Here is a 22,339-nt window from a genome sequence, read left to right as displayed (position 1 = left end):
AGGGTCAAGTGTCTAAATAGTTAGCGGCGATCGCCGTGGGGATCATCGGTAACATCGGCAGTACACAGATTAATCCCTGTTGCCAGGTGAGGGGAGCTGTTTGAAAGAGTTGATTCATCAGGCCCCATTGACTAAAGGCAACCTGCAAAGCGACGGCGACAGCAATGCCAACCAACAGGAGCGGGGCTTGGATGATGGTTTTTGTTTGGCCGCTGATGTAGCGAAGGAGGCTACGGCCCAGTTGACTGATGCTCAGTAGATAGATGATCCGAGCGGCAACGAGGGCTTGGATCGCCATGGTGCGGGCGAGGGCGAGATCGCCAGTGCTGGTTTTGATCCATTCAAAAATGCCAAAGATAAGAATCCAGTTGAAGATCGAAATAATCCCGATCCGTCGCAGCAGCTTGGGGGTGATCAGGGGTTCGTTGGGATTGCGGGGGGGCGATTGCATAATCCCGGCGGGCTTGGCTTCAAAGGCGAGGGGCACAGTCATGGTGATCGAGTTGATCATATTCAGCCACAGCACCTGCAAAGACAGAATGGGCAAATCCCGCGCCAGCAAGACACTGATCAAGATTGTCATGGATTCACCGCCATTGACGGGCAAGAGGAAGGCGATCGCCTTGCGGAGATTGCGGTAAACGGTGCGTCCTTCTTCGACGGCGGCTTCAATGGAGGCAAAATTATCATCGGTGAGCAACATATCAGCGGATTCCCTGGCTACCTCGGTGCCGCCCTTACCCATGGCGATGCCAATGTCGGCTTGTTTGAGGGCTGGGGCATCATTCACGCCATCGCCAGTCATCGCGACGATATCACCTTTTTTCTGGAGGGCTTCGACGAGGGCAAGTTTTTGGGCTGGGGCAACCCGGGCAAAGACCGACCCAGTTTCGGCGGCCTCGGCCAGACTTTGAGGATCCATTTTTTCGAGGTCTTGACCCTCAAAGGCAATGACTGTTTCTCCGGTGCGAATTCCCATGCGTTGGGCGATCGCCTTGGCGGTGGCAATGTGATCACCGGTGATCATCTTGACGTTAATTCCTGCTGTTTGGCAGGCATGGACAGCGGCGATCGCCTCCGGTCGGGGGGGATCAATCATTCCCTGAAGCCCTAAAAACTCAAGGCCCGTGGTGAGATCCTCATGGTCAACGCTGTGTTGGTGACTGCTGACTTCTTTTTTCGCAAAGGCGAGAACCCGTAACCCTTTGGTGGCCATGGTCTCTACCACTGCTTCGATGGCCGCAGGATCGAGGGCGATCGCCTGACCATTGTCCAATAACATCGTTTCACAACGGCGCAACAGCGATTCCACCGACCCTTTGACATAGATTGTCCGCCCCGTGCCATCATGGAGCGTCGCCATATACTGATATTCCGACTCAAAGGGAATCGAATCGAGCCGGGGCCGCTGGGCATCTAAACCCACCTGACTGAGGCCCGCCTTCGCCGCTGCAGTAATCAAGGCTCCTTCCGTTGGATCGCCCACCACAGACCAATCATCGCCCGTTTGTTTCAGTTGGGAATCGTTGCAGAGCAACCCTGCGGTGAGACATTCTGCCAGGACTGGGGGCAAGGTTTCAAAGCTGGCATCCCCATCATCACCGGTTGCGGCCAGGTAAACTTCTCCTTTCGGACTGTAGCCACTGCCACTCACTTTGAAATGAACATCCCCGGCATAGATCGCCTGGACGGTCATCTGATTTTCCGTGAGGGTGCCCGTTTTATCAGAACAGACCACCGTGGCACTCCCAAGGGCTTCTACAGCGGGTAATTTACGAATAATGGCGTGGCGGCGGGCCATCCGGTTCACCCCAATCGCCAAAGTAATCGTCACTACGGCGGGTAATCCTTCGGGAATCGCACTCACGGCCAGGGCTACGGCAGCTTCAAACATCTCGGCGAGATCGCCCCCCCGGCCCCAACCAATGGCAAAGGTGAGGGTCGCCAGGGTCAAAATCACATACAGCAGGGAATGGCTAAATTTGGTGAATTTTCGGGTCAGTGGTGTGGTTAAACTGACCTGCTTCTCCATGGATTGGGAAATCTGCCCCATTTCTGTCTGATTGGCGATCGCCACGACGATACCTGTGCCCTGACCAAAGGTGACAAAGCTTCCCGCATAGGCCATATTGCGGCGATCGCCTAGGGGGGTGTCTAGGGGTAAAAGACCTAACTTTTTCTCGACGGGCACCGCTTCCCCCGTCAGGGCTGACTCATCAACTTGGAGGTTCCGCACCTTGAGCAACCGCAAATCCGCCGGGACTTTATCCCCGGAAGCCAACAGCACAATATCGCCAGGCACTAAATCCCGCGACGGAATCCGCAGGGTATTGCCTTCCCGCAGGACCATTGCTTCGGTGGTGACCGCTTTTGCGAGGGAGGCGATCGCCCCTTCCGCCTTAGCCTCTTGGATATAGCCAATCACCGCATTAATGAAAGTGACTCCCCAGATAACCCAAGCATTCGTCCAGGAACCCAAAGCCGCTTTAATACTCCCAGCGATAATTAAGATGTATAGAAGCGGTTGGTGGAACTGCAACAGAAAACGCAACCAAGCTGGTTTCCCAGCCCGAAACTTCAATTCATTCCAACCATACTGCTCGTAACGCTGGGCCACTGCCTCTGGCGATAATCCCCGTTCTGCATCGCTCTTTAGGGATTGAATTAATTCGGCCTCTGATTGGGTATGGCAGGGAGGAAGTGATGATGACACTGGCATAACTTAAGCTTAAAAATTAACCTGCAAATTTGATCCTCCAAATTCTAGCAATTTAGTTCTATAGAATTGTGTAGTTAAATTATTAAGCTTTTTATCTGTCTTGTTTAAGATGTTCTGAATTTAAAGCAAAAGTAATCTTGTTCTGCATCATTCCCATGTTCACCCCGCAAGAAATCTAAGTTTCAACGAATTCTCCAAAGACTGTCTGCGCTAGTGAAGACAAATTTGGCTCGATTTGCTTGAAACCAATTTTTGAAACATAAAAGAGAGATTTTTTTGTTTTCATTTATTATTAAATGTGCTGATTCCTCTCGTTTATTCCGGGAAAAAGTTGGCTACCGACAACGTTCTGATCAGGCCCCCGATTCTAAAATGGCAGCAAGTAATCCATAATGGGCGATGGTTCATTCCATTAGCTGTCACGAAAAACTCAAAATAACCATGCGCCTTTCCCAAAGTCTGTTCGTTACCCTCCGAGAAGATCCCGCCGATGCGGAGATTCCTAGCCACAAGCTCCTGCTGCGGGCCGGCTATATCCGGCGGATTGGGCGGGGGATTTATGCTTATCTACCGTTAATGTGGCGCGTGCTCCAGAAGGTATCCCAGATCGTCCGGGAAGAGATGAATGCCACCGGTGCCCAGGAAACCCTGTTACCCCAGTTGCAACCCGCAGAAATTTGGCAAGAATCGGGCCGTTGGGATACCTATACCCAGGCAGAAGGGATTATGTTTTCCCTGCGCGATCGCCTGGATGGAGAGTTGGGTTTAGGGCCGACCCACGAGGAAGTGATTACCACCATTGCCAAGGACATGATCCGCTCCTATCGGCAGTTGCCCCAGCATTTGTACCAGATTCAGACGAAATTCCGCGATGAAATTCGACCCCGGTTTGGCCTGATGCGCGGGCGGGAATTCATCATGAAAGACGGCTACTCGTTCCATGCTTCCGAGGAATGCCTGAAAAAAACCTACGCAGACATGGATCAGGCGTATCGTAATATGTTGCGTCGCTGTGGTTTACAATTCCGGGCGGTAGAAGCAGACTCTGGGGCCATTGGTGGTTCTGGTTCCCAGGAATTTATGATCCTCGCCGATGCCGGGGAAGACGAAATTCTCTACACCGAAGACGAAAAGTACGCCGCCAATACCGAGAAAGCCGTGTCTCTGCCCGTTGAGGCGATCGCCTCTCCCTTCAACAGTTTTGAAAAGCGCGAAACCCCGAATACAACCACCATTGAATCTTTGTGTAAGTTCCTAGATTGTTCCCCCACTTGTGTCGTTAAAAATGTCCTTTATCAGGTGGTTTATAACAATGGCAAAACTGTTTTAGCTTTGATCTCAATTCGGGGCGATCAAGATGTCAACGAAGTCAAATTACAGAATGAGTTGACAAAATTAGCGTCTAATTACGATGCCAAAACTGTCATTTCCTTAACAGTACCTGACGCTGATGCCCAACAAAAATGGGCCGCAAAAGCATTACCTTTAGGCTACATTTCCCCAGCTTTAGCAGATGATTGTATCGCACTATTTCCTGAGACAATTACTCGAAATGAATTGATTCTAATTGCTAAAGATGTTCGGGATGATGATGGTCGTTCCTTAGAAACAGAAGTATTACAAGTCATCGATCATGTCTTAAATCTTTTAGAACCCGATTCTGCTAATTCTTACAGTTTGTCGGAATTTAGAGATAAAAATCGTCAAATTATTCAGCATCCACTAGGAAAAGCTGCTCAAAAATTAGGGCTTAAAATTTGGGGCATCGAAGAAACTTGGACACAGCCTAAGTTCTTACGCATGGTTGATCACACTGCGGCGACATTAGAAAACTTTGTCACGGGTGCTGATGAAACGAATCACCACGTCCTCGGTGCAAACTGGGGCACAGAGTTTAAACTGCCTGAATTGCAAGTGGATGTGCGGTTAGCAAAGGCCGGCGATCGCGCTGTCCATGATCCGACCCAAATCCTCCAAACAGCGCGGGGCATCGAAGCGGGTCACATCTTCCAACTGGGGACAAAATATTCCGAGGCTATGGGGGCCACCTTTACCGACGAAAATGGTAAAGAACAACCCCTGGTGATGGGCTGCTATGGGGTTGGCGTTTCCCGTCTGGCCCAGGCCGCCGTGGAGCAATCCTACGATGAAAATGGCATTATCTGGCCCGTGGCGATCGCCCCCTACCATGCGGTGGTAGTCGTGCCCAATGTTAAGAGTGAAGAACAGATGGCAGCCGCAGAAAAACTCTATGCCGATCTCAACGCCGCTGGAGTTGAAACCATCCTTGATGACCGCAACGAACGAGCTGGGGTGAAGTTTAAGGATGCAGAACTGATTGGTATTCCCTTCCGGGTTGTCACAGGGAAATCCCTCAAGGATGGCAAGGTGGAAGTGGTGCGCCGCAAAGAAGGCGATCGCCAAGATCTTAATCTCGATGCTGTGGTTGCGACCTTAAAAAATTGGGTCGAAGCCGCAGGCCAGTAAGCGCCTGGGGAATCGTTATAATGGCCCTAGGGTTAAGCGATTTCCCCTTTTTTAGCCATGGTTCAAACGCCTAGGATTCCCGACATCACCTACGACCAAGATTATCAACTTTGGCTGCAACAGACCCTCGAAAAATTGCGCCTCCGGGATTATGTGGCCGTCGATTGGGAACATCTAATCGATGAAATAGAATCGATGGGTAAACGCGATCGCCACTGCCTCAAGAGTAATTTAATCATTTTGTTGATGCACTTACTGCAGTGGGACTTTCAGGCAGAGAAACGTTCTGGTAGCTGGGAGTCAACGATCATTGAGCACCGTCGCCGCATTATTGACGATTTAGAAGATTCTCCGAGTTTGCGGCCCTATTTACAGCAGATTTTAGCCTCTGCCTACACCACGGCACGGCAACGGGCAAAGGCAGAAACAGGTTTACCCCAAGACAGCTTTCCCCAGGAATGTCCCTACGATCTAGGACAGATTCTTGGTTTGGGTTAAGCCATTACAATCTCCATTTTTGTGAACCAAAACCAGCAAATTTACGTCAAAAATTGTGACTCAGGGTTTAGTAATGGCGGGAAAACCTCACCTAAACCGGGAGAATTCAATTGCTAAGATTGACGATAAAACCTCCTGCGGTGTCCCCCTAACGCCCGGCTCGATGTGGCCATCATCCTAAAACTTTATACAGACTGGATAGAAAAACTTCTATGAGACGATCAAAATTTGTCCAACGATTTACAACCCACATTGTTGCCCTCTGTGTGGGCTGTGCCATTACCTTCGGGGCAATGCAAGGCTCTAGCCAAACCCTCAACCAACCTTTAGCTGATACCAATCCGCCCCAGGAAGTGGCAGCGGTACCCGTAGCAGCAGGTCGAAGTTTTGTCGCCGATGCGGTGACCAGGACAGGGCAAGCGGTGGTGCGTCTAGACACAGAAAAAACTGTGGTGCGCCGCTTCCAGGACCCGTTTATGAATGATCCATTTTTTCGGGAGTTTTTTGGCGATCGCTTTGGGATGCAATTTCCCGATGAACAGCGCCAGGTGGTTACCGGACAAGGCTCTGGGTTTATTACCGATCGGTCTGGGGTGATCCTCACCAATGCCCACGTCGTGAGCGGCGCTGATCGAGTTACTGTTACCCTAAAAGATGGCCGCAGCTTTGAAGGGGAAGTAAAGGGTACCGACGAAGTCACCGATCTGGCCGTCGTCAAAATTGACCCCAAAAATGAATCTATTCCCGTGGCTCCCCTCGGTGATTCTGGGTCTGTGCAGGTGGGTGACTGGGCGATCGCCGTAGGAAATCCAGTGGGTTTGAACAATACTGTTACCCTCGGCATTATCAGTACCCTAGAACGGTCTTCGGCCCAGGCAGGGATTCCCGATAAGCGGGTCGATTTTCTCCAGACCGATGCCGCCATTAACCCTGGTAACTCCGGTGGCCCCCTCCTCAACGCCGACGGTGAAGTGATTGGCATTAACACCGCGATCCGCCGGGATGCGATGGGCATTGGATTTGCAATCCCGATCAACAAGGCGAAGGCCCTCGAACCCACCCTCGCCGCTGGGAAAGAAGTGCCCCACCCCTTCATTGGGATTCGGATGGTGAGCCTCACCCCAGAGATGGCTAAGGAAAATAATGCCGACCCCAATTCCATCGTGCTCTTACCGGAAGTAAACGGAGCGCTGGTGCTGGGTGTGGTGCCGGGTAGTCCAGCGGAAACAGCGGGTCTGCGTCGGGGCGATGTGATCACGAAAATCAACGGTAAGGCGATCGCCAATGCCCAACAACTCCAGGAAACCGTGGAACAGAGCGGCGTTGATGCCAGCTTGAAGGTAGAACTCCGCCGGGGCGATCGCACCTCAGAGCTCACCTTGAGAACAGCACAAATGCAAGGGGTTTCCTAAGCTCAGTTTTTTCAGTTGAAATTTCCCCCAAGGTCTCCGGGTTCACAACCTGGGGACTTTTTTTGCGCTCTAGCCTAGAGATTCACCGATGGTTAAGCGCATCCCGTTGACCATATCCCAACCGGACTGGGGTTTTTTGCCGCTGGGTTGCACCTGTTTGAGCAGTAGGAGTCCGTCCCCCGTTTGGATGATGGGGCCAAATTTTTTGGCGATCGCCACGATTTCCCCAACCTTCCCTGTATTCCCAACAAATTCCTTGAGGGGTTCGTATGCTGCGGGATATTGCGCAAAACATTCCGGTACGAGGGGGATCGTTTCTAACACTTTTAACGGTTTATCGCGGCAGGTGGTGAGGCAGTTGGGATAGAAACCGCGCACTTGGTTATGTAAGGCGATCGCCCCTTTTTGCCAATCTAGCTGAAAATCTTCTTTCTGAATCAACGGCGCATAGGTTGCTTGGTCTGACTCCTGGGGGATGGGGGTGACGTTTCCCTGGGCCAGTTGAATTAAGGTTTCCGTCAGTAAAGCCGCCCCAGAGGTCGCCAACTTCACCGCCAAATCATGGGCATTATCCCAAAGATCAATGGGCGTTTCAGCCTTGAGGAGCATTGCCCCGGTATCCATCCCCTCATCCATGAGCATGGTGGTCATCCCCGTCACCGTTTCTCCCTGGACTAAGCTCCACTGGATCGGCGCGGCTCCCCGATATTTCGGCAACAGAGAACCATGGCCATTGACACAGCCGAGTCGGGGCATCTGGAGAATTTGCGGCGAGAGCAACTGGCCATAGGCGACCACCGCAAACACATCGGCCTGAAGGTTTTTGAGAATCGCTAAGGTTTCAGGATCTTTTTTAATGCGCTTCGGTTGCCAGACGGGAAGATCATGGGCGATCGCCACCTTTTTTACCGCCGACGGAATCAGTTGACTACCCCGACCCCGCCGCTTATCCGGTTGGGTAACGACCCCCAGCACTTCAATGTCCGGGTGATTCAAAAGGGCTTCTAGGTAGGGCACTGCAAACTGAGGCGTACCGAAAAAGACAACTTTAAGCATGGGAAAAAGAGCAACCAAGCGTGCGATCAGCCTTTCACTTTAGCGCAGATCTCCCCCGACCTTAGCGATTATGCAAACCTCATCGGTCTTTTGAACTGCCCCTAAATCTCCCCCAAACTGGGGGCAGGGGGGCCTCGTTAATTAAGCACCGACAGACTCCTTAGCGGCGTAGAGCACTTCCAGGGAAATTTCACTCAGTCCCTGGGTGCGGGCATATTTTTCGGTGTTGCGTTTTACCTTGCCCCGCACAAATCCGGGGACTTTGTTCAGTTGTCCCTGGGCTTCCGTTGTCCAATTCAGATCAGAACTGGCCGACATGGTTGTGGTAATGACTTCCTTGGTATCGTGGCCGCCGAAAATTTCGAGCAAATGGTCTTCCATGCCTAGGGTAAAGGAGTTATAAACCAGATCCGCGATTTGGTTAGTGCCCTCATAACCCACGAAAGGCCGATAACCAATGGGGAAGTTTTGGATGTGGATCGGGGCGGCGATTACGCCACAGGGAATATTCAGCCGCTTACCCACGTGGCGTTCCATCTGGGTGCCGAAAATGGCAGCGGGTTCTAGGCGGGCGATCGCATCAGCAATTTCGCCGTGATCTTCGCTAATTAAGATCTCATCACAGTATTCGCTCACCTCTTGACGGAACCAGTCAGCATCATATTTACAATAGGTTCCCGCCAGCACCACATGGATACCCATTTCCCGCGCTAGAATTTTCGTCATTGCCACAGCGTGGGTATTATCCCCAAAGACGATCGCCTTTTTGCCCGTTAAATTTTGGCAATCAATGGAACGACTAAACCAAGCGGCCTGGGACACATGGAGGGTTTGTTCTTCGATAAAGGCTTCATAATCTGCCGTGGCTCCCTGGTCATTAATCACCTTCTGGATCGCGCGGATGCAACGGGCCGTTTCCACAACGCCCATCGGTGTAATGTCCACATAGGGTTGGTCAAATTCTTGTTTTAAATATTTTGCCGTGGGCAGGCCCAATTCCCGGTAGGGCACGAGGTTAAACCAGGCCTGGGGCAATTTTTTCAAATCATGGACAGAAGCCTTATCAGGAATTACTAAATTCACACTAATCCCCAACTCGGCCATCAAAGTCTTCAGTTCGCGGATGTCGTGGTTGTTGTGGAAACCAAGGGTCGAAATCCCAATAATATTCACCGACGGTTGCGGGGTTTTCTCCGTGGCTAAGTCACCTTTTTTTCTTGCTTTATTGATATAAAACTGGACAATTTGCTGGAGGGTGCGATCGCCAGCCTGGAGTTCATTGACCCGGTAGTGGTTCACATCCGCCAAGATGACATCACCCTGGGCATCCAATTGGGCGCGAGCGACGAAATTTTCGAGGTCTTCCTGGAGAATGCTTGAAGTGCAAGTGGGGGTCAAGACAATTAGATCGGGTCGTTCCTCTTGATCCTTGCGGACAATATTATCAACAACTTTTTCTTGGGAGCCCCGCGCCAGAACATTCCGATCCACAATGCTGGCGGTGACAGGGGTGAAATTGCGTTCCCGTTCTAACATCGAACGCATCACATTAAAGTAATCGTCGCCTAGGGGAGCGTGCATAATCGCATGGACATTTTTAAAAGAACTGGCAATGCGTAATGTGCCGATGTGGGCTGGGCCTGCATACATCCAATAGGCAAGTTTCATAGGTATTTTTACTCCCAAAAAAAACTGGTTTGTGATCAAAAGTGATCTCAGTCAGTGTCATTTTCGCAAATGATTTTCGGGTTCTCGGAGAAGAAAACAAAAGTCAATAAAACGATGTATCTCGCAAAGAAAATGGTTTCATTTCAAGGGATATTTCTATGAATAAAGGGTCATCGTCTGTTTCTTTCAACGAATTTCAAGCTTTGCCTCGATGATGATTCGCCGTCAAGAACTTTGGGGAAGGATATACAATGCACCTTATTAATGAATTTCGTTCGATTGCAATTGTCTCTGCTCCCAGCCATGACCCAAGTTTTTACACCAAAACCCATTCAATACGCTCCCAAAACGATACAGCGGGCACTGGTGGCTTTTGCTTGCACACCGCTCCGGTGGGAACTACTGGCAGCGATGAAAGATCAGAGTGTGGCGCTCCCTGATATTGCTGGAGAAGCTGGACTCCGGGCGGGTTATAGTGGGCGATCGCTGCCGGAAGGGGCCGTGGAAGAGTTGATGATGTGGCTGATTCAAGTGGGATTGCTCCGGCGGGAGGTTGATGGTCAAGGTTTGACAGATAGTTTTCGCTTAACGCCCCTGGGTCGTCAGGTGCTGGCCCAATGGCAATCGGCACCCCAGGCGGTAAAGGTGTCGTGGCTGGCTCGGTGCCAAAATGCTTTACAACGTTGGCTGAGTCGGTTTTCGGTCTAGACTGTACAATCTAAATCTATGCATCTATCTTTCGGTTTAATGTGAGGAAGCTTCATGCGGGCGATCGCCATTTTTAGCCCTAGTCGTCGGTCTGGAAAATCATGGTTAATTACGGCGCTGGCCCGTTCCCTAACTCGGCAAGGGTTGCGAGTTGTTCCTTTCCAAAGTCAAACGGAAATCACAAAAGGTTATCGGGTCAGTGCCGACGCAGAAGTCAGTCAATCAGCGGCTTGGCAAGCGTGGGCCGCAAAAATTCAACCAACAACCCATCTCAACCCAGTTTTACTAAAAGCCTGTAGCCCCCCTGGTGAATCAAAGCCCAAATTTCAACTGCTGATTCAAGGGCGGGGGATTGGTACTGTCAAACGAACGGCTTACTACGATAGTTATTACGATATTGCGCGACCGCTGATTCGAGAATGTTTGATGGCATTGCCGCCGAAATACGATGTGCTGCTATTCGATAGTTATCGCGACAGTCTTTACCATCCCCTCACCAGCGATACCGACCAAAATTTTGAGATTCTCAAGGGTTTAGAGACGCCCGTCACGGGTATTATTTTGATCGACTGCACCCATGAAGGGGCCATTAATCAGCTCTGGGGCCTCTGGCAACGGCTTTCCCCAGAAAATCGTCAACTAATTCGGGGGGTAATCTTCAATCAGTGGCAAGGCGATCGCCCCCAAGAAACCCAAACCAGTCAGTGGGTCAAAACACATCTCAAACGACCCGTCCTCGGCTATATTCGGCCCCTCCAAAATCTGGCTTTTGACCCCGAAAGCCTCTGTACGACCGCTGCCCATAACCCTGTCAATTTACCCCAAAATAAACTGCGCTTGCAGGTAATCCAGCTCCCCCACCTCTGTCCCTATGCAGACTTTGATGCCCTGATGGGTGAGGCTTCGGTACAGTTGGAATTTATTAATCCGACCGAGACCCTGGGTTATCCCGATGCGGTGATTGTGCCCCACACCAGCCAGGCGATCGCCGACCTCGACTATCTCCACAAATATGGCTATCCCCAACAGCTACAGCAATATGTCAATGCAGGCGGCACGGTGTTAGGGATCGGCAATGGTGCCAATCTCCTCAGCAAAAAAATTGCCCTCCCTAGTGGTGATTTTCAACCAGCCCTCGGTTTAACGCCCTTTGATAGCCAACCCCATACCAAGGCCGCCCTCTTCCCCGCCGAAACATTTTCGCGCTTCCCCTTTCCAAATCTTCCCCTGAGCGGCATGACCCTCCCCTGTGACATCCTGAACTATGCTCCCAGTAGCGGTTATACCCAACTCTTTGAAACCCCAAACCTGGGTCTCGTGAACCAAAGTCAAAACATCTGGGCCGTCTACTTGCAAGGTTTGTTTAATAATGGCCCCTGGTGTCGCTTTTGGCTCAATGCCCTCCGCCAAAAACGGGGCCTCTCTTCTCTACCGACAGGTATTGCTAATTTCAACGAACGGCAAGAAGCAATCCTCGAAGCCCTCGCCAATCACCTTGAGCAATATGTTGATCCGACGATTTTATTAGAGGGTGCCGATTAATCGTCCTCGGTTGATAAAAAAACGGGCAATATTTTTGTTGGCGTAGATTACAGCAGGCGATCGCCTTTTGGGGCCGATGGTGACCTGAATGTTAGTATTTATTCGCAATAAGGCCAGATTGTTGCAAAAGTAGAAAAGGGCGTTTATTATTGTCAATAAGCTGAACTTGTTGAAAAATATGCTGGTACCTTCCTACGACGTAAGCGCCCTCAAGACCGAACTCAATGCTAAAGGGTGGCGGTTAACGCCCCAGCGGGAAAAAATTCTCCGCACCTTTCTAAATTTGCCGAAGGGTGAACACCTCAGCGCTGAAGATTTGCACAATGAGCTATTGGAGCAACAGGAAAAAATTAGTCTCTCGACGGTGTACCGTAGCGTAAAACTCATGACTCGCATGGGCATTTTGCGGGAACTGGAGCTAGCAGAAGGCCATAAGCATTATGAACTGAACCAGTCCCAGGCGCACCACCACCATTTAGTCTGTGTCCAGTGCAATAAAACCATTGAGTTTGAGGATGTCGCGATCAACAAACACAGCATCGCCCAATGCCAACAGCAGGGGTTCGAGTTACTCGATTGCCAGTTAACGATCACCACCATTTGTCCGGAGGCTCGCTTGATGGGTTGGCCCTCGGCACTCCCCCACGATTGGGTCTGTTCGCGGGAAAAAGCCCAAACCCACCTCCATTAATCGAGGCGATCGCCTTTGACGGTAACATTGCAACCCCAAGCGCCTTTGTTGGTCACAGAAAATTTAACGGTGGGTTACCAACGGCGTGCCTTGCTTCAGGATTTGAATCTGGCGATCGCCCAGGGTCAGTTTGTTTGTTTAGTGGGCGCGAATGGATCAGGCAAATCAACCTTGATTCGGACATTGGCAGGTCTTGAAGCTCCCCAAGCGGGTCAAGTTTGGCTGAACGGTACACCACTGACGGCACTCAATGCGGCCCAGCGCGCCCAACGCCTCAGCTTGGTTTTAACGGAGCGGGTTGATCTCGCCTGGATGTCGGTTACGGAATTAGTTGCCTTGGGGCGCTATCCCTACACCGACTGGCAAGGGCGTTTGGGGCCAACGGATCGACAGATTGTCCGGGAGGCGATCGCCGCCGTGGGTTTGACAAATCTCCAGGCCCAACCCCTGAACAATATTAGCGACGGGGAACGACAAAAAGCGATGATTGCGCGGGCCTTGGCCCAGGCGACGGATTTGATGTTGCTGGATGAACCGACGGCCTATCTCGATGTGCCCCGTCGGGTGGAAGTGATGCAACTGCTACGGTTTTTGGCGCACCAACAAGGACGCACCGTTTTGATGTCGACCCATGACCTCGATTTGGCTCTGCGGAGTGCGGATCAGCTCTGGCTGATTACCCCCAGTCAAAGGTTAGTGGTGGGGACACCGGAGGAGTTGGCCCTAGAGGGATATTTGGGGACAACCTTTAGTAGCGATCGCTTTTACTTTGATCAAATGAGTGGTCAGTTTCAGTTACAGTACCAGCGGCGATCGCCGATCCAATTCATCGGTCAAGGTTTGGCAGCCACTTGGACAGAACGTGCTTTAACGCGTCTGGGTTTTGAAGCGGTACAAACGCCTTGTCCATTGCGCCTCGATCTCCAGGAACAGCCGACTCGCTGGCTTTTGTCCCAGGGCGATCGCCAAATGCAATTCATGAGCCTTGGAGCACTCAGCGCCCATCTCCAAGCTTTACAATGGGAAAACTGTTGACCAAAGCAACCATGGCAGAGATCAAAATTCCCCAACGCGACATCCTTAGTCTTAATTTGGCCCCCCTGAAAACCCTGGTGCAATCGATCCTGCTCGATGAGGCCCTCGCAGACCATGAGCAAAAGTTTCAGTTAAAGATCGATTTTCCCCAGGAAGCGAATGATCCCCGTGAACTTTCAGAAATCCCAGAAATTCGTCTCTGGTTTGTGCGTCTCGATGCGATTTTTCCTTGGTTTCCGTTCCTCCTCGACTGGAAAGCAGGGGAATTAGGCCGTTATACGGCGATGCTCGTGCCCCATCAATTTCATCGCACCGAAGGGATTCAATATAACCCCGAAGCCCTCGAAATTTTTGTGATGAATAAAGTGTTTTGTCTCAGCGAAACTTTACCGAAATTCGGCATTCAGCCCCAATCACGGGTAAAGGCGATCGCCCAATTATTAGGCTACGAACTAGACGACGACTTTTTAAATGATCTCAGCTAAATTAAATTCCCGCACCATCTAAATATTGTTGAATTTCCCGGTCAGACAAGCGACAGCTATCTTTGTGATTCTGACGACGGTGGGCTGTTACGAGATCCGGCTGCTGTTGACCTTGGAGAGTTTGGACTTGCTCTTCTAGGGCTTCAATGCGGTCTAAGAGGGTACGAATCACCGTTGCTTCCGAATCGGGTAGGCTGCCGTGTTCCAAAGGATTGACCTTGACCCCAGAACGATAGACGATCCGCCCCGGAATGCCGACTACTGTGCAATCCGAAGGCACATGGCGTAAAACCACTGATCCCGCCCCAATGCGCACATTATTCCCAATTTCAATATTGCCGAGTACCTTAGCTCCCCCACCAACGACGACATTTTCACCGAGGGTCGGGTGGCGTTTTCCAATCTCTTTCCCTGTACCGCCGAGGGTGACGCCTTGGTAGATCAAGCAATAGTCACCAACAATAGCCGTTTCACCAATAACAACGCCCATACCATGGTCAATAAAAACTCCGTGGCCAATGCGGGCACCTGGGTGAATTTCAATTCCCGTTAAAAAGCGGGCGATATGGGAGAGAAACCGGGGGATAAACGGCAGACCAGAGCGATAGAGGGCATGGGAGACGCGATGAAACAACAGCGCTTGGAGGCCCGGATAGCAAAATAGAACTTCAAGCCAGTTACGCGCAGCGGGATCTCGTTCAAAAATAATGCGGAAGTCGGCGAAGAGAGTGGAGAGCATAATGAATTCTAATCAGAGCGATAATTCATGCCAAAGGTCAAGGCCATTTTCTATAGTATCCTTTGGTTGTTCTGCCTGGGGCAATTTTTTAGATTTCATCACCCAGGGGATATTTACTTTAGGCGTCCTGACCGCAAAATACTAATGATTAGCCACAATCCTAAAAGACTGGCTGCCGCAAACAAAATTTCATTCACAATCATTAACTGACGGTTCGGCGAAATGGTAATGATCGCGGCTCCCATGATTAACGACCCCACCACAATACTGAAGGATAGGCGATTAGCGGAGTCGTCAATGCTGCGGCGCAGGCCGTCGAGTTCCCGCAGGTTTAAATTCCACTGGAGGGTTTCTGAGCTGAGGCGGTCGAGAATCACGTCAATCTGGCGCGGCGATCGCAAAGAAATGGTTTTCAGATCGAGAACCGTGCGGAACATGGTCTGAAACGGGGTGTCTCCCACCAATTGCCGCCGGAAAATATCAGTAATCAGGGGTTTAATTTCATCGAGTAAATTAACCTCTGGATTAAAACTGCGGGCGACCCCCTCCAAATTGGCGAGACTTTTGGCATACAAACCCAAATTTCCCGGCAGTTTAACCTTATTGTTGCGGGCTACCTGCAAAATTTCATAGAACACCTCACTAAAATTCAATTGTGTTAAGCTCCGGTCGTAATATTTACGCAGCAGGCGATCATAGTTAGCTTCTAGGCGGGCTAAGTTCGTCGTGTGCGCCCCTTCGGATAGTTCTAGGGTCAACTGAGCACAGCTCTGGGCATCCATATCCACAATGGCCAGTAGCATCTCTGTCAGTAGCTTCTGGGTGCGCGGATCAAGGCGGCCAATCATCCCACAATCAATTAACGCCACCGTCTGACTATCGAGGTAGAAAATATTACCGGGGTGAGGATCAGCATGGAAAAAACCATCCACAAAAATTTGCTGGAAAAAGGCCCGAAACAAAATTGTCGTGATTGCTTGACGTTGTTTTTCTGAAGTGACCTCCGCTTCAAGGAGGGGTTTTCCGTCGAGCCATTCCATGACCAGCAGCTTTTCGGTGGTCAGCTCCCAATAAATTTCTGGAATCGTCAGTTTTTGTTGATCGAACCAACTGCTTTTCGCTAAATTGCGCCGGAGCTGATCGGTATAACCTGCTTCAGTACGAAAATCGAGCTCCGCCTGGACAGCTTTTGTAAACTCTTTCGCGAGGGCAATCACATCATAATCTTGGCCAAATTCTGTGAGAGCAGCGAGTTCTGCAATTCCTTTAATAAGGGCAATGTCCTGGGCGACGATTTGATCGATGCCTGGCCGTTGTACCTTCAGGGCGACAGCTTGACCATTCCGCAGAACCGCCCGATGGATTTGGGCAATGGAACCCGCTGCAATGGGGTTGGGGTTAATTTCTTGAAAAACGTCTTCGAGGGGTTGAGAAAGTTGCTGACGAATGGTTTGCTCAATTTCAAACCAAGGCACCGTGGGGACTTTGGCTTGGAGGGCAGTGAGGGCCTCAATGTATTTCGGGGGTAGAAGATCGGGCCTAGTGCTCAGAAGCTGTCCGAGCTTGACATAAAAAGGCCCTAGCTCCACCAGAATATTGCGAAAAACTTCAGGGGGGGGGATCTGTGGTTTATCGGCTTTACCACCAGTCAGGAGACTCTTCATGAAGTCCCAACCATTACTGAAAACAATTTCAATAATTTCCCGCTGGCGTGAACTGCTCTGGGTCAGAGAAAAAACCATGGAACACCCGATGTAGAATTAGCTTGGTCTCTACTATACGTTAGTCGTTTCGGAAAATTCCACAGTGGCCAAAGAAAAAAATTCTTTAATTCTGGCTTTTTTTCGTGATAGTTGGATGGCCGAATGAGTCAAGAGGTTAAGGACTTGGTAAGCCAAAAATAAGGCAGGTCTATATGATATCGCCTGTGTCAAAAACTCTCTAAAGCCACTTATCTTTTACTGTGCTGATCTAAGTTATTTCATACTTGTTCTTTTAAATAATTGCTATCAGTCAAAGCAAACAAAAAGACATTGAAATAGCTGTAAATAATAATGCTCGATCAAAATCATTGGTTACCCTAGACGTTTTGAGAATAAAGAGTTAGTGGCATTCATAAACTCATCGAAGTCTGGGATTAATGTTTATTATTTTTATCTTGGTATCCACTCAAATAATTTGATCGGAGGCAAGAAATTGTGGATCTAAGTGTTTTTGAAAATGGTGGTGGATGAGATCGGCCGCGGCATTGGGAGGAAAGTTACTGTACTTTTGTTTGTCGGGCATCACCATCAGATTAGGCGCTTTTTTACAGCGGCCCATGCAACCAGTGGTTTCGATGCTAACTTGGTCAGCGATGTCTTGGTCACGGATCGCTTGTTGGAGACGGTCATAGATGAGTTGGCCGCCCCGTTTCCAACAGGTGGGTTTTTTGCAAAGAACAATTTTCTGAGGGCCATTGGTTTTTGCGCAGGGATTTTCTGCGATGTTGGTATCTTCGTTACCCGTTGAATCGGCAGTTTCTAGGGGGCGATCGCCAAAGGACTCATTAGGTGTTGCGCCTTGAGACTCTGACAAGAGAGCGATGTGCTGGATTTCTAACTTCTCTTTGGATTTTTTGGGATGACGCCAAATGATGCCCCGCACCTCTAGCTTGCTATGGAGTTCGAGCTGAAAATGGAGCCGTTTGTGGAGTTTGCTCGGAATCTTAAATCGGTAGGAGCCATGGTCCGTCTGGAGGTCAAAATGTCGAATCCGCTGGTGTTTGCCCAGTTTAAAGTTGCTGGCTGTACCGACAAAAGTGAAAGATCGATGGTGAACGGCTAGTGTAATCATAGATAAATAAAAATCTTTCTTAAACAAATGAACCAGATACAACCCTTGTTTTTGGCGATGATTTGAAGCTAAGGATGCTTTTTTCTGTAACGTCTTCAGGAAAATCTATGTTCTATTCGGAACGAGTATTTGGGAGATGACGCTGGGATGATTCGAGATTGGCCCGGAGTGAGACGGGGGAAGAAGGGGGATTTGTAGAAAGAGTCAGGGTGGTCTTGATGGCTTGTTTTAGTAGCGGTTTTCCCAATTTGAAGGTGGTCGATAAGGCGATCGCCCCCAACATCACCGTCCCGAGACTAGTTAGCGCCGTTGAATCACCCCGATGATAATCCTCAAAAATTTCCCTGAGATGCAAACTGAGGACGGACTTATTCCAGTGAATCAAAGACATGGCTAAATTTGAACCTCATTGAAAGTTTTGCAAGGTAAACCTGGGTTTATTATTGCATAGTTTTTGCAATTGAAGCATCTCTTATAGGGAAATTTAATGTATTAGGCTGGAGATGGCAACAGTGGCGACTTTTATTCTGTGACGAAATCTATAAACCCTTGCCCTAAAGACTTTTAGATATTGACACGAAATCAACAGAGAGCTATCTTGAAGGTAGATAAAGTAATAGATTTCCCACATTTTTCAGGAGGAAAGATAATGAGAGGTAGAGGCGGAATGCGTCCCGGTGCAGGTCGTAAGAGTGCATGGCAGAGTGGCGCAACGAAAACGATTCGCGTCCCCGCAGCGATTGAAGAGGAGCTATTAACCTTGGGAAAGCATTTAGATCGCGGGCAGGCTGTTCTCACGGGGCAAACCCTCAACCAACTCGAGGATATCTTGGTAAATTATCAAGCCCAGTGCGACACCAATCCCGGTGAAGCATGGGAACCGGTTCGTCAACTGATTGCAGAAATTCGGACCGTTCTTGATCGGGCCCCCATCGAGGGCGTGGTGGAATGGGTCATCGAGGCATGACCGGGCAGGGTAACCGTTGCCGTGCGGGTCAGCCCTTGGAGATGGGTGGTGTTGACCTGGCGGCAGTGAATGTAGAGGCTCAAGCTCCAAAATTTCACTGCTAGCCAAAGGCGATCGCCCCCCGAAACATTAACGACAGCTCGTCCCACAGTGGCCAGACAGAGTTCTTCTGCGTTGACCATGTCGAAAGCCCCGCCCTTTCCTTCCCCCTGTGCCTCGTTGTCCATAGAATGTTGCCTGTTCGGGGTCGAGGGGTGAGGTATTGATCGGTAATCCTGCGGCCCGTTGGAAGGTGCGGAGGTGATTTTGTTGGGAAGCCCGTTGCAGATTGCGAAAGACCCGTTGCACATCGTCATAGCCTTCGCTGAGAGCAAGGAGTTTTTTGTACATTTCGCCATTTTCAATTTCCGCTTGTACTCCCGCTAAACAGGCCTCATGGAGGGTTGCGGGGGCAGGGATTTTGTTTACCCAAGGGTTAATGGGGATGGGCAGTTGATATTTACGAAAAAGGGGTAAAAGGGCGCGGATATGTCGTTTTTCAGCTTCGATAATGTTGATAAAAGGGCGCACTGCTCCAAATTTTTCAATGACAACACGGTAGGTTTCGCAGGCTTTGTATTCGTCTTGGAGGGCTTCGTTCAGGGCAATTTCTAGATTTTTGAACATTTTAAAAAAGCAAAGATAAGTTAAGTTGGTGTCAGAATATAACCATTGATTGTGCAACCCAACCGCTGGAGACGATTAGGACATAGTTTCCAATTGGTGTTGGAGCAGGGGACGGAGACTATTCAAACCAGCGGCGATCGCCGTACCGTTGTGGATCACCGTTGCCCAGAGGGGATTCAGCCCCACCGTGGCTGCCAGTCCCAAGCCGATCATATTGGGGGCGACCACCAGCAGGGTATTTTGTTCGATGAGGGCTTGAGTTTCCTTCGCAATGGCGATCGCCTCCAGTAATGTCCCCAAGTCATTATTCATTAGGACTACATCCGCCGTTTCCCGGGCAATGTCCGAACCATCGGCAAAGGAAATCGAGACATCCGCATAGGCGAGGGCGACCGAATCATTCAGACCATCCCCCACAAAGGCAACTACCCGACCAGACCGCCGTAAGTTGCGCACAATCCGCGCCTTATCCTCTGGGAAGGCTTCCGCATGGACATGGTGCGCGGGAATTTTTAGGGCGAGAGCCACCTGATGCGCCCGTTGGTGACTATCTCCAGTCAACACATGCACCGCCATTTGATGCTCATGTTGCAGCGTCGCAATCAAAGACGCACTTTCGGGACGTAACGGATCGGTATAGGCCAGCCAACCGAGTAACGCTTGGTCAGAGGCGACATAAATCGCTGATGCCGCAAAATTATTAGTTTCTCGCTGATCGACGAGGGGACAAATGCCCTCTTGTTCAAGGAAAGTTGCACTACCGACGAGAATCGTTTGCCCCTCAATGGTGGCTTTGATCCCAAATCCCACCTGATAGTCCCAACCTTGACGGGGGAGGAGTTCAATACCCTGTTGTTGAGCGTGGTGGACAATGGCTTCGGCGACGGGGTGGGTGATCCGTTGCTCGGCAGAGGCTGCCAGTTGCAAGAGTCGTTCTGGGGAAAGGCGATCGCCCCAAGTCCCCCATGGTGTTACCGATTCAATGGCGATTTTTCCTTGGGTGAGGGTCCCCGTCTTATCAAAGACAATCGTGTCAATTTCCGCCAACAGTTCCAGGGTGCGCCCACTGCGGACGAGAATGCCGTGGCGGGTGGTATGGTTTAACGCCCCTAAAAAGGCTGTCGGCATCGATACCCGGACTCCCGTGACAAAATCAAGGGTCAGGATCGAGGCAGCCCGGGTTGGATCTTGGGTCGTGCCATACACCACGCTGGCAAGGACAAGGGACGGCAAAATCAGTTTATCGGCCAGCTGGGCAGCGTAGTTTGCCATGCGAGTATCGTGGACGGGGGCTTTTTCAAGCAATTCCACACTGAGGGCGGCTCTGGTATTGTGACCGACCCGCTCGCAGCGAATCCGTAATTTTCCTGAACGGAGGAGGGTGGCGGCATAGACTTCTGTATCCACCTGGGCGACGATGGGCATCGATTCACCCGTCAGTTGCTGTTGATCGACGGTCGCTTCGCCACCAATGACCACACCATCGACAGGAATCCGTTCCCCTGGATAGACGATGACCGTTTCGCCGACTTGGACCCGATCACTCTCAATTTGAATAATTTCTCCCTCTCGCTCGACCCAAGCCCAACGCCCGATGGTATCCATCAAATTGGCGGTGGTGCGTTCCGTGGCGCGGGCGGTTTGTTCACGAATTAAATCCCCCAGTTCATGGAGGGTAATTACCAAGGCAGGGGTGACGAGTTTGCCCTGCCAGCCGCTAAAAATCAGGGCAAGTAAATCTAGGCAGTCGATATTAAGTTTATGGTCTTGCCAAAGGCTGGCGAGCGCCCGCTGTGCCACCGGAAAACCAGCCCCCAATAAAGTTAATCGCGCCAAACTTGTGAGCAACAAACTTTCCCACTGATTACTTGCTAGACCTAGTGCTGTTGCAAAGAGGGGTAGCGTTAAACTAGATTGCCGCACTTGTGTCCAGAGGGACAAAGCAGCGATTTTTGGGGGCGGACTGGCCGTTATTTGGGTTAGAGGTGCTGCCCGCAACTGTTCGGGTCTGTAGTAAATCACCACCGATGCGGCCCAAGGATTAATCCGAAAGGTTTCGACCCAAGGTAGTGTGGCGAAATAGGCTGATAAGCGACTGTAACCGTTCTCTGGAAAGGCGATTAACTTTAAACGAAGCCGCCCTACAAGTTGGTGGACAATCTTATAGTCAAAGGGAAAATCCCAGGTGAATTGCGAACTAAGCTGGAGAGAGGTCATTAATTTTCGATTGCTTGACTTAGGCGATCGCCTCACCGAGGCGGGCTTTATTGAGAATATCCATCAGACGGAGCCCCAATTCCATATCCGAGAAGGAGCCGGCATCATATTGGATCGCCACCGAACTCGCCGAGGCATTAAAACGCACCCCCAGCACATGGTCATCATCCCGCAGCAGCCGTTCTAAATGTTTCGCAAAAAGGCGATCGCCGGCAATTTGATCAATCCGGAGACGAATTCGACCGGGCACAGAATGAACAATTTTTACCCCATCCCCAAAGACATCACTGTGATCCATTTCTGGAGCTGTTGTTTTTTTCTCTGGGCTTACTGTGGGATGTTTTAACTCTTTAAAAACCTGCCGCAAAACAGTGGCAATCCCTAGATTTACCAACAGCGCATTTGCCCCCCGCAACTGGAGGCGACTGGTAATAAATAACCCTAACAAAACAGGCAAAATCATTTCGATTTCTTCATGCTCTTTGACAAAATTTGCCAGTTGAGTCACTTCTGAATCGGGGCTGGTTTGAGATGTATTTTCTACAGAGGTAATTGTGCTGACCATGGCACTATCCTTTTCATGGCAATAATTAACATTGAGACTGAAATTTCAG

General features: G+C 50.3%; 18 protein-coding genes and 1 pseudogene. 9 read left to right on the top strand and 10 right to left on the bottom strand.

Annotated features, from left to right (window positions below):
• Positions 1 to 4: 4 nt before the first annotated feature.
• On the bottom strand, positions 5 to 2,719 hold the full coding sequence (locus AWQ22_RS08570) for a cation-transporting P-type ATPase (RefSeq protein ID WP_065710808.1): 2,715 nt from the start codon (positions 2,717 to 2,719) through the stop codon (positions 5 to 7).
• A 441-nt stretch (positions 2,720 to 3,160) separates the two neighbouring features.
• Between AWQ22_RS08570 and proS the strand changes: the two are divergent.
• The 3 genes and pseudogenes from proS to AWQ22_RS08555 all read left to right on the top strand — a co-directional run.
• Positions 3,161 to 5,126: pseudogene (gene proS / locus AWQ22_RS08565) on the top strand (proline--tRNA ligase); the annotation flags it as partial.
• A 137-nt stretch (positions 5,127 to 5,263) separates the two neighbouring features.
• Complete coding sequence (locus AWQ22_RS08560) at positions 5,264 to 5,704, top strand: DUF29 domain-containing protein (protein ID WP_065710806.1); 441 nt, start codon at positions 5,264 to 5,266, stop codon at positions 5,702 to 5,704.
• A 212-nt stretch (positions 5,705 to 5,916) separates the two neighbouring features.
• Positions 5,917 to 7,116 carry an HhoA/HhoB/HtrA family serine endopeptidase gene (locus tag AWQ22_RS08555; protein ID WP_065710805.1) on the top strand — a complete coding sequence of 400 codons (1,200 nt, stop codon included), beginning with the start codon at positions 5,917 to 5,919 and terminating at the stop codon, positions 7,114 to 7,116.
• 69 nt (positions 7,117 to 7,185) lie between these two features.
• Here AWQ22_RS08555 and fmt read toward each other — a convergent pair whose 3' ends face one another.
• Entirely contained in the window at positions 7,186 to 8,172 is a 987-nt protein-coding gene (fmt, locus tag AWQ22_RS08550) for a methionyl-tRNA formyltransferase (protein ID WP_065710804.1), read from the bottom strand.
• A gap of 141 nt (positions 8,173 to 8,313) precedes the next feature.
• Positions 8,314 to 9,840, bottom strand: coding sequence for a ferredoxin:protochlorophyllide reductase (ATP-dependent) subunit B (gene bchB / locus AWQ22_RS08545; protein ID WP_065710803.1), 1,527 nt, complete (start codon positions 9,838 to 9,840; stop codon positions 8,314 to 8,316).
• A 303-nt stretch (positions 9,841 to 10,143) separates the two neighbouring features.
• Between bchB and AWQ22_RS08540 the strand changes: the two genes are divergently transcribed.
• From AWQ22_RS08540 to AWQ22_RS08520, 5 genes are all read left to right on the top strand, one after another.
• Complete coding sequence (locus AWQ22_RS08540) at positions 10,144 to 10,548, top strand: Npun_F0494 family protein (RefSeq protein WP_065710802.1); 405 nt, start codon at positions 10,144 to 10,146, stop codon at positions 10,546 to 10,548.
• Between the two features lie 54 nt (positions 10,549 to 10,602).
• Positions 10,603 to 12,090 carry an AAA family ATPase gene (locus tag AWQ22_RS08535; protein ID WP_065710801.1) on the top strand — a complete coding sequence of 496 codons (1,488 nt, stop codon included), beginning with the start codon at positions 10,603 to 10,605 and terminating at the stop codon, positions 12,088 to 12,090.
• Positions 12,091 to 12,268: 178 nt separating this feature from the next.
• Positions 12,269 to 12,781 (top strand): Fur family transcriptional regulator, encoded by a 513-nt coding sequence (locus AWQ22_RS08530; RefSeq protein ID WP_030006969.1) that lies wholly within the window; start codon positions 12,269 to 12,271, stop codon positions 12,779 to 12,781.
• Positions 12,782 to 12,796: 15 nt separating this feature from the next.
• Positions 12,797 to 13,816 carry an ABC transporter ATP-binding protein gene (locus tag AWQ22_RS08525; RefSeq protein WP_065710800.1) on the top strand — a complete coding sequence of 340 codons (1,020 nt, stop codon included), beginning with the start codon at positions 12,797 to 12,799 and terminating at the stop codon, positions 13,814 to 13,816.
• Positions 13,817 to 13,827: 11 nt separating this feature from the next.
• On the top strand, positions 13,828 to 14,301 hold the full coding sequence (locus AWQ22_RS08520) for a CRR6 family NdhI maturation factor (RefSeq protein ID WP_065711690.1): 474 nt from the start codon (positions 13,828 to 13,830) through the stop codon (positions 14,299 to 14,301).
• Position 14,302: 1 nt separating this feature from the next.
• Here AWQ22_RS08520 and cysE read toward each other — a convergent pair whose 3' ends face one another.
• The 4 genes from cysE to AWQ22_RS08500 all read right to left on the bottom strand — a co-directional run bounded on the left by cysE (position 14,303) and on the right by AWQ22_RS08500 (position 18,266).
• A complete protein-coding gene (gene cysE, locus AWQ22_RS08515) occupies positions 14,303 to 15,040 on the bottom strand; it encodes a serine O-acetyltransferase (protein WP_065710799.1) in 738 nt (245 codons plus the stop codon).
• Between the two features lie 113 nt (positions 15,041 to 15,153).
• On the bottom strand, positions 15,154 to 16,782 hold the full coding sequence (locus tag AWQ22_RS08510) for an AarF/ABC1/UbiB kinase family protein (RefSeq protein ID WP_012307258.1): 1,629 nt from the start codon (positions 16,780 to 16,782) through the stop codon (positions 15,154 to 15,156).
• 427 nt (positions 16,783 to 17,209) lie between these two features.
• The gene (locus AWQ22_RS08505; protein ID WP_065710798.1) at positions 17,210 to 17,875 is read right to left on the bottom strand and encodes a (2Fe-2S) ferredoxin domain-containing protein; all 666 of its coding nucleotides are present in this window, start codon (positions 17,873 to 17,875) and stop codon (positions 17,210 to 17,212) included.
• 112 nt (positions 17,876 to 17,987) lie between these two features.
• The gene (locus AWQ22_RS08500) at positions 17,988 to 18,266 is read right to left on the bottom strand and encodes a hypothetical protein (RefSeq protein WP_065710797.1); all 279 of its coding nucleotides are present in this window, start codon (positions 18,264 to 18,266) and stop codon (positions 17,988 to 17,990) included.
• A 258-nt stretch (positions 18,267 to 18,524) separates the two neighbouring features.
• Here AWQ22_RS08500 and AWQ22_RS08495 point away from each other — a divergent pair, with 258 nt between their 5' ends.
• Entirely contained in the window at positions 18,525 to 18,842 is a 318-nt protein-coding gene (locus tag AWQ22_RS08495; RefSeq protein WP_157094601.1) for a hypothetical protein, read from the top strand.
• Between the two features lie 129 nt (positions 18,843 to 18,971).
• On the opposite strand, the gene AWQ22_RS08490 is transcribed toward AWQ22_RS08495, so the two are convergent.
• The 3 genes from AWQ22_RS08490 to AWQ22_RS08480 all read right to left on the bottom strand — a co-directional run bounded on the left by AWQ22_RS08490 (position 18,972) and on the right by AWQ22_RS08480 (position 22,290).
• Positions 18,972 to 19,508, bottom strand: coding sequence for a hypothetical protein (locus AWQ22_RS08490; RefSeq protein ID WP_065710795.1), 537 nt, complete (start codon positions 19,506 to 19,508; stop codon positions 18,972 to 18,974).
• Positions 19,509 to 19,583: 75 nt separating this feature from the next.
• Positions 19,584 to 21,725, bottom strand: coding sequence for a heavy metal translocating P-type ATPase (locus AWQ22_RS08485; RefSeq protein WP_065710794.1), 2,142 nt, complete (start codon positions 21,723 to 21,725; stop codon positions 19,584 to 19,586).
• A 19-nt stretch (positions 21,726 to 21,744) separates the two neighbouring features.
• Positions 21,745 to 22,290, bottom strand: a complete 546-nt coding sequence (locus AWQ22_RS08480; RefSeq protein ID WP_065710793.1) for an HMA2 domain-containing protein — start codon at positions 22,288 to 22,290, stop codon at positions 21,745 to 21,747.
• Positions 22,291 to 22,339 lie beyond the last annotated feature (49 nt).

The sequence above is a fragment of the Picosynechococcus sp. PCC 7117 genome (assembly GCF_001693275.1).
In the GTDB taxonomy this organism is placed as follows: Bacteria; Cyanobacteriota; Cyanobacteriia; order Cyanobacteriales; family MRBY01; genus MRBY01.
Note: the sequence above shows the minus strand (reverse complement) of the source record. Positions and strands in the feature narration are given on the sequence as shown.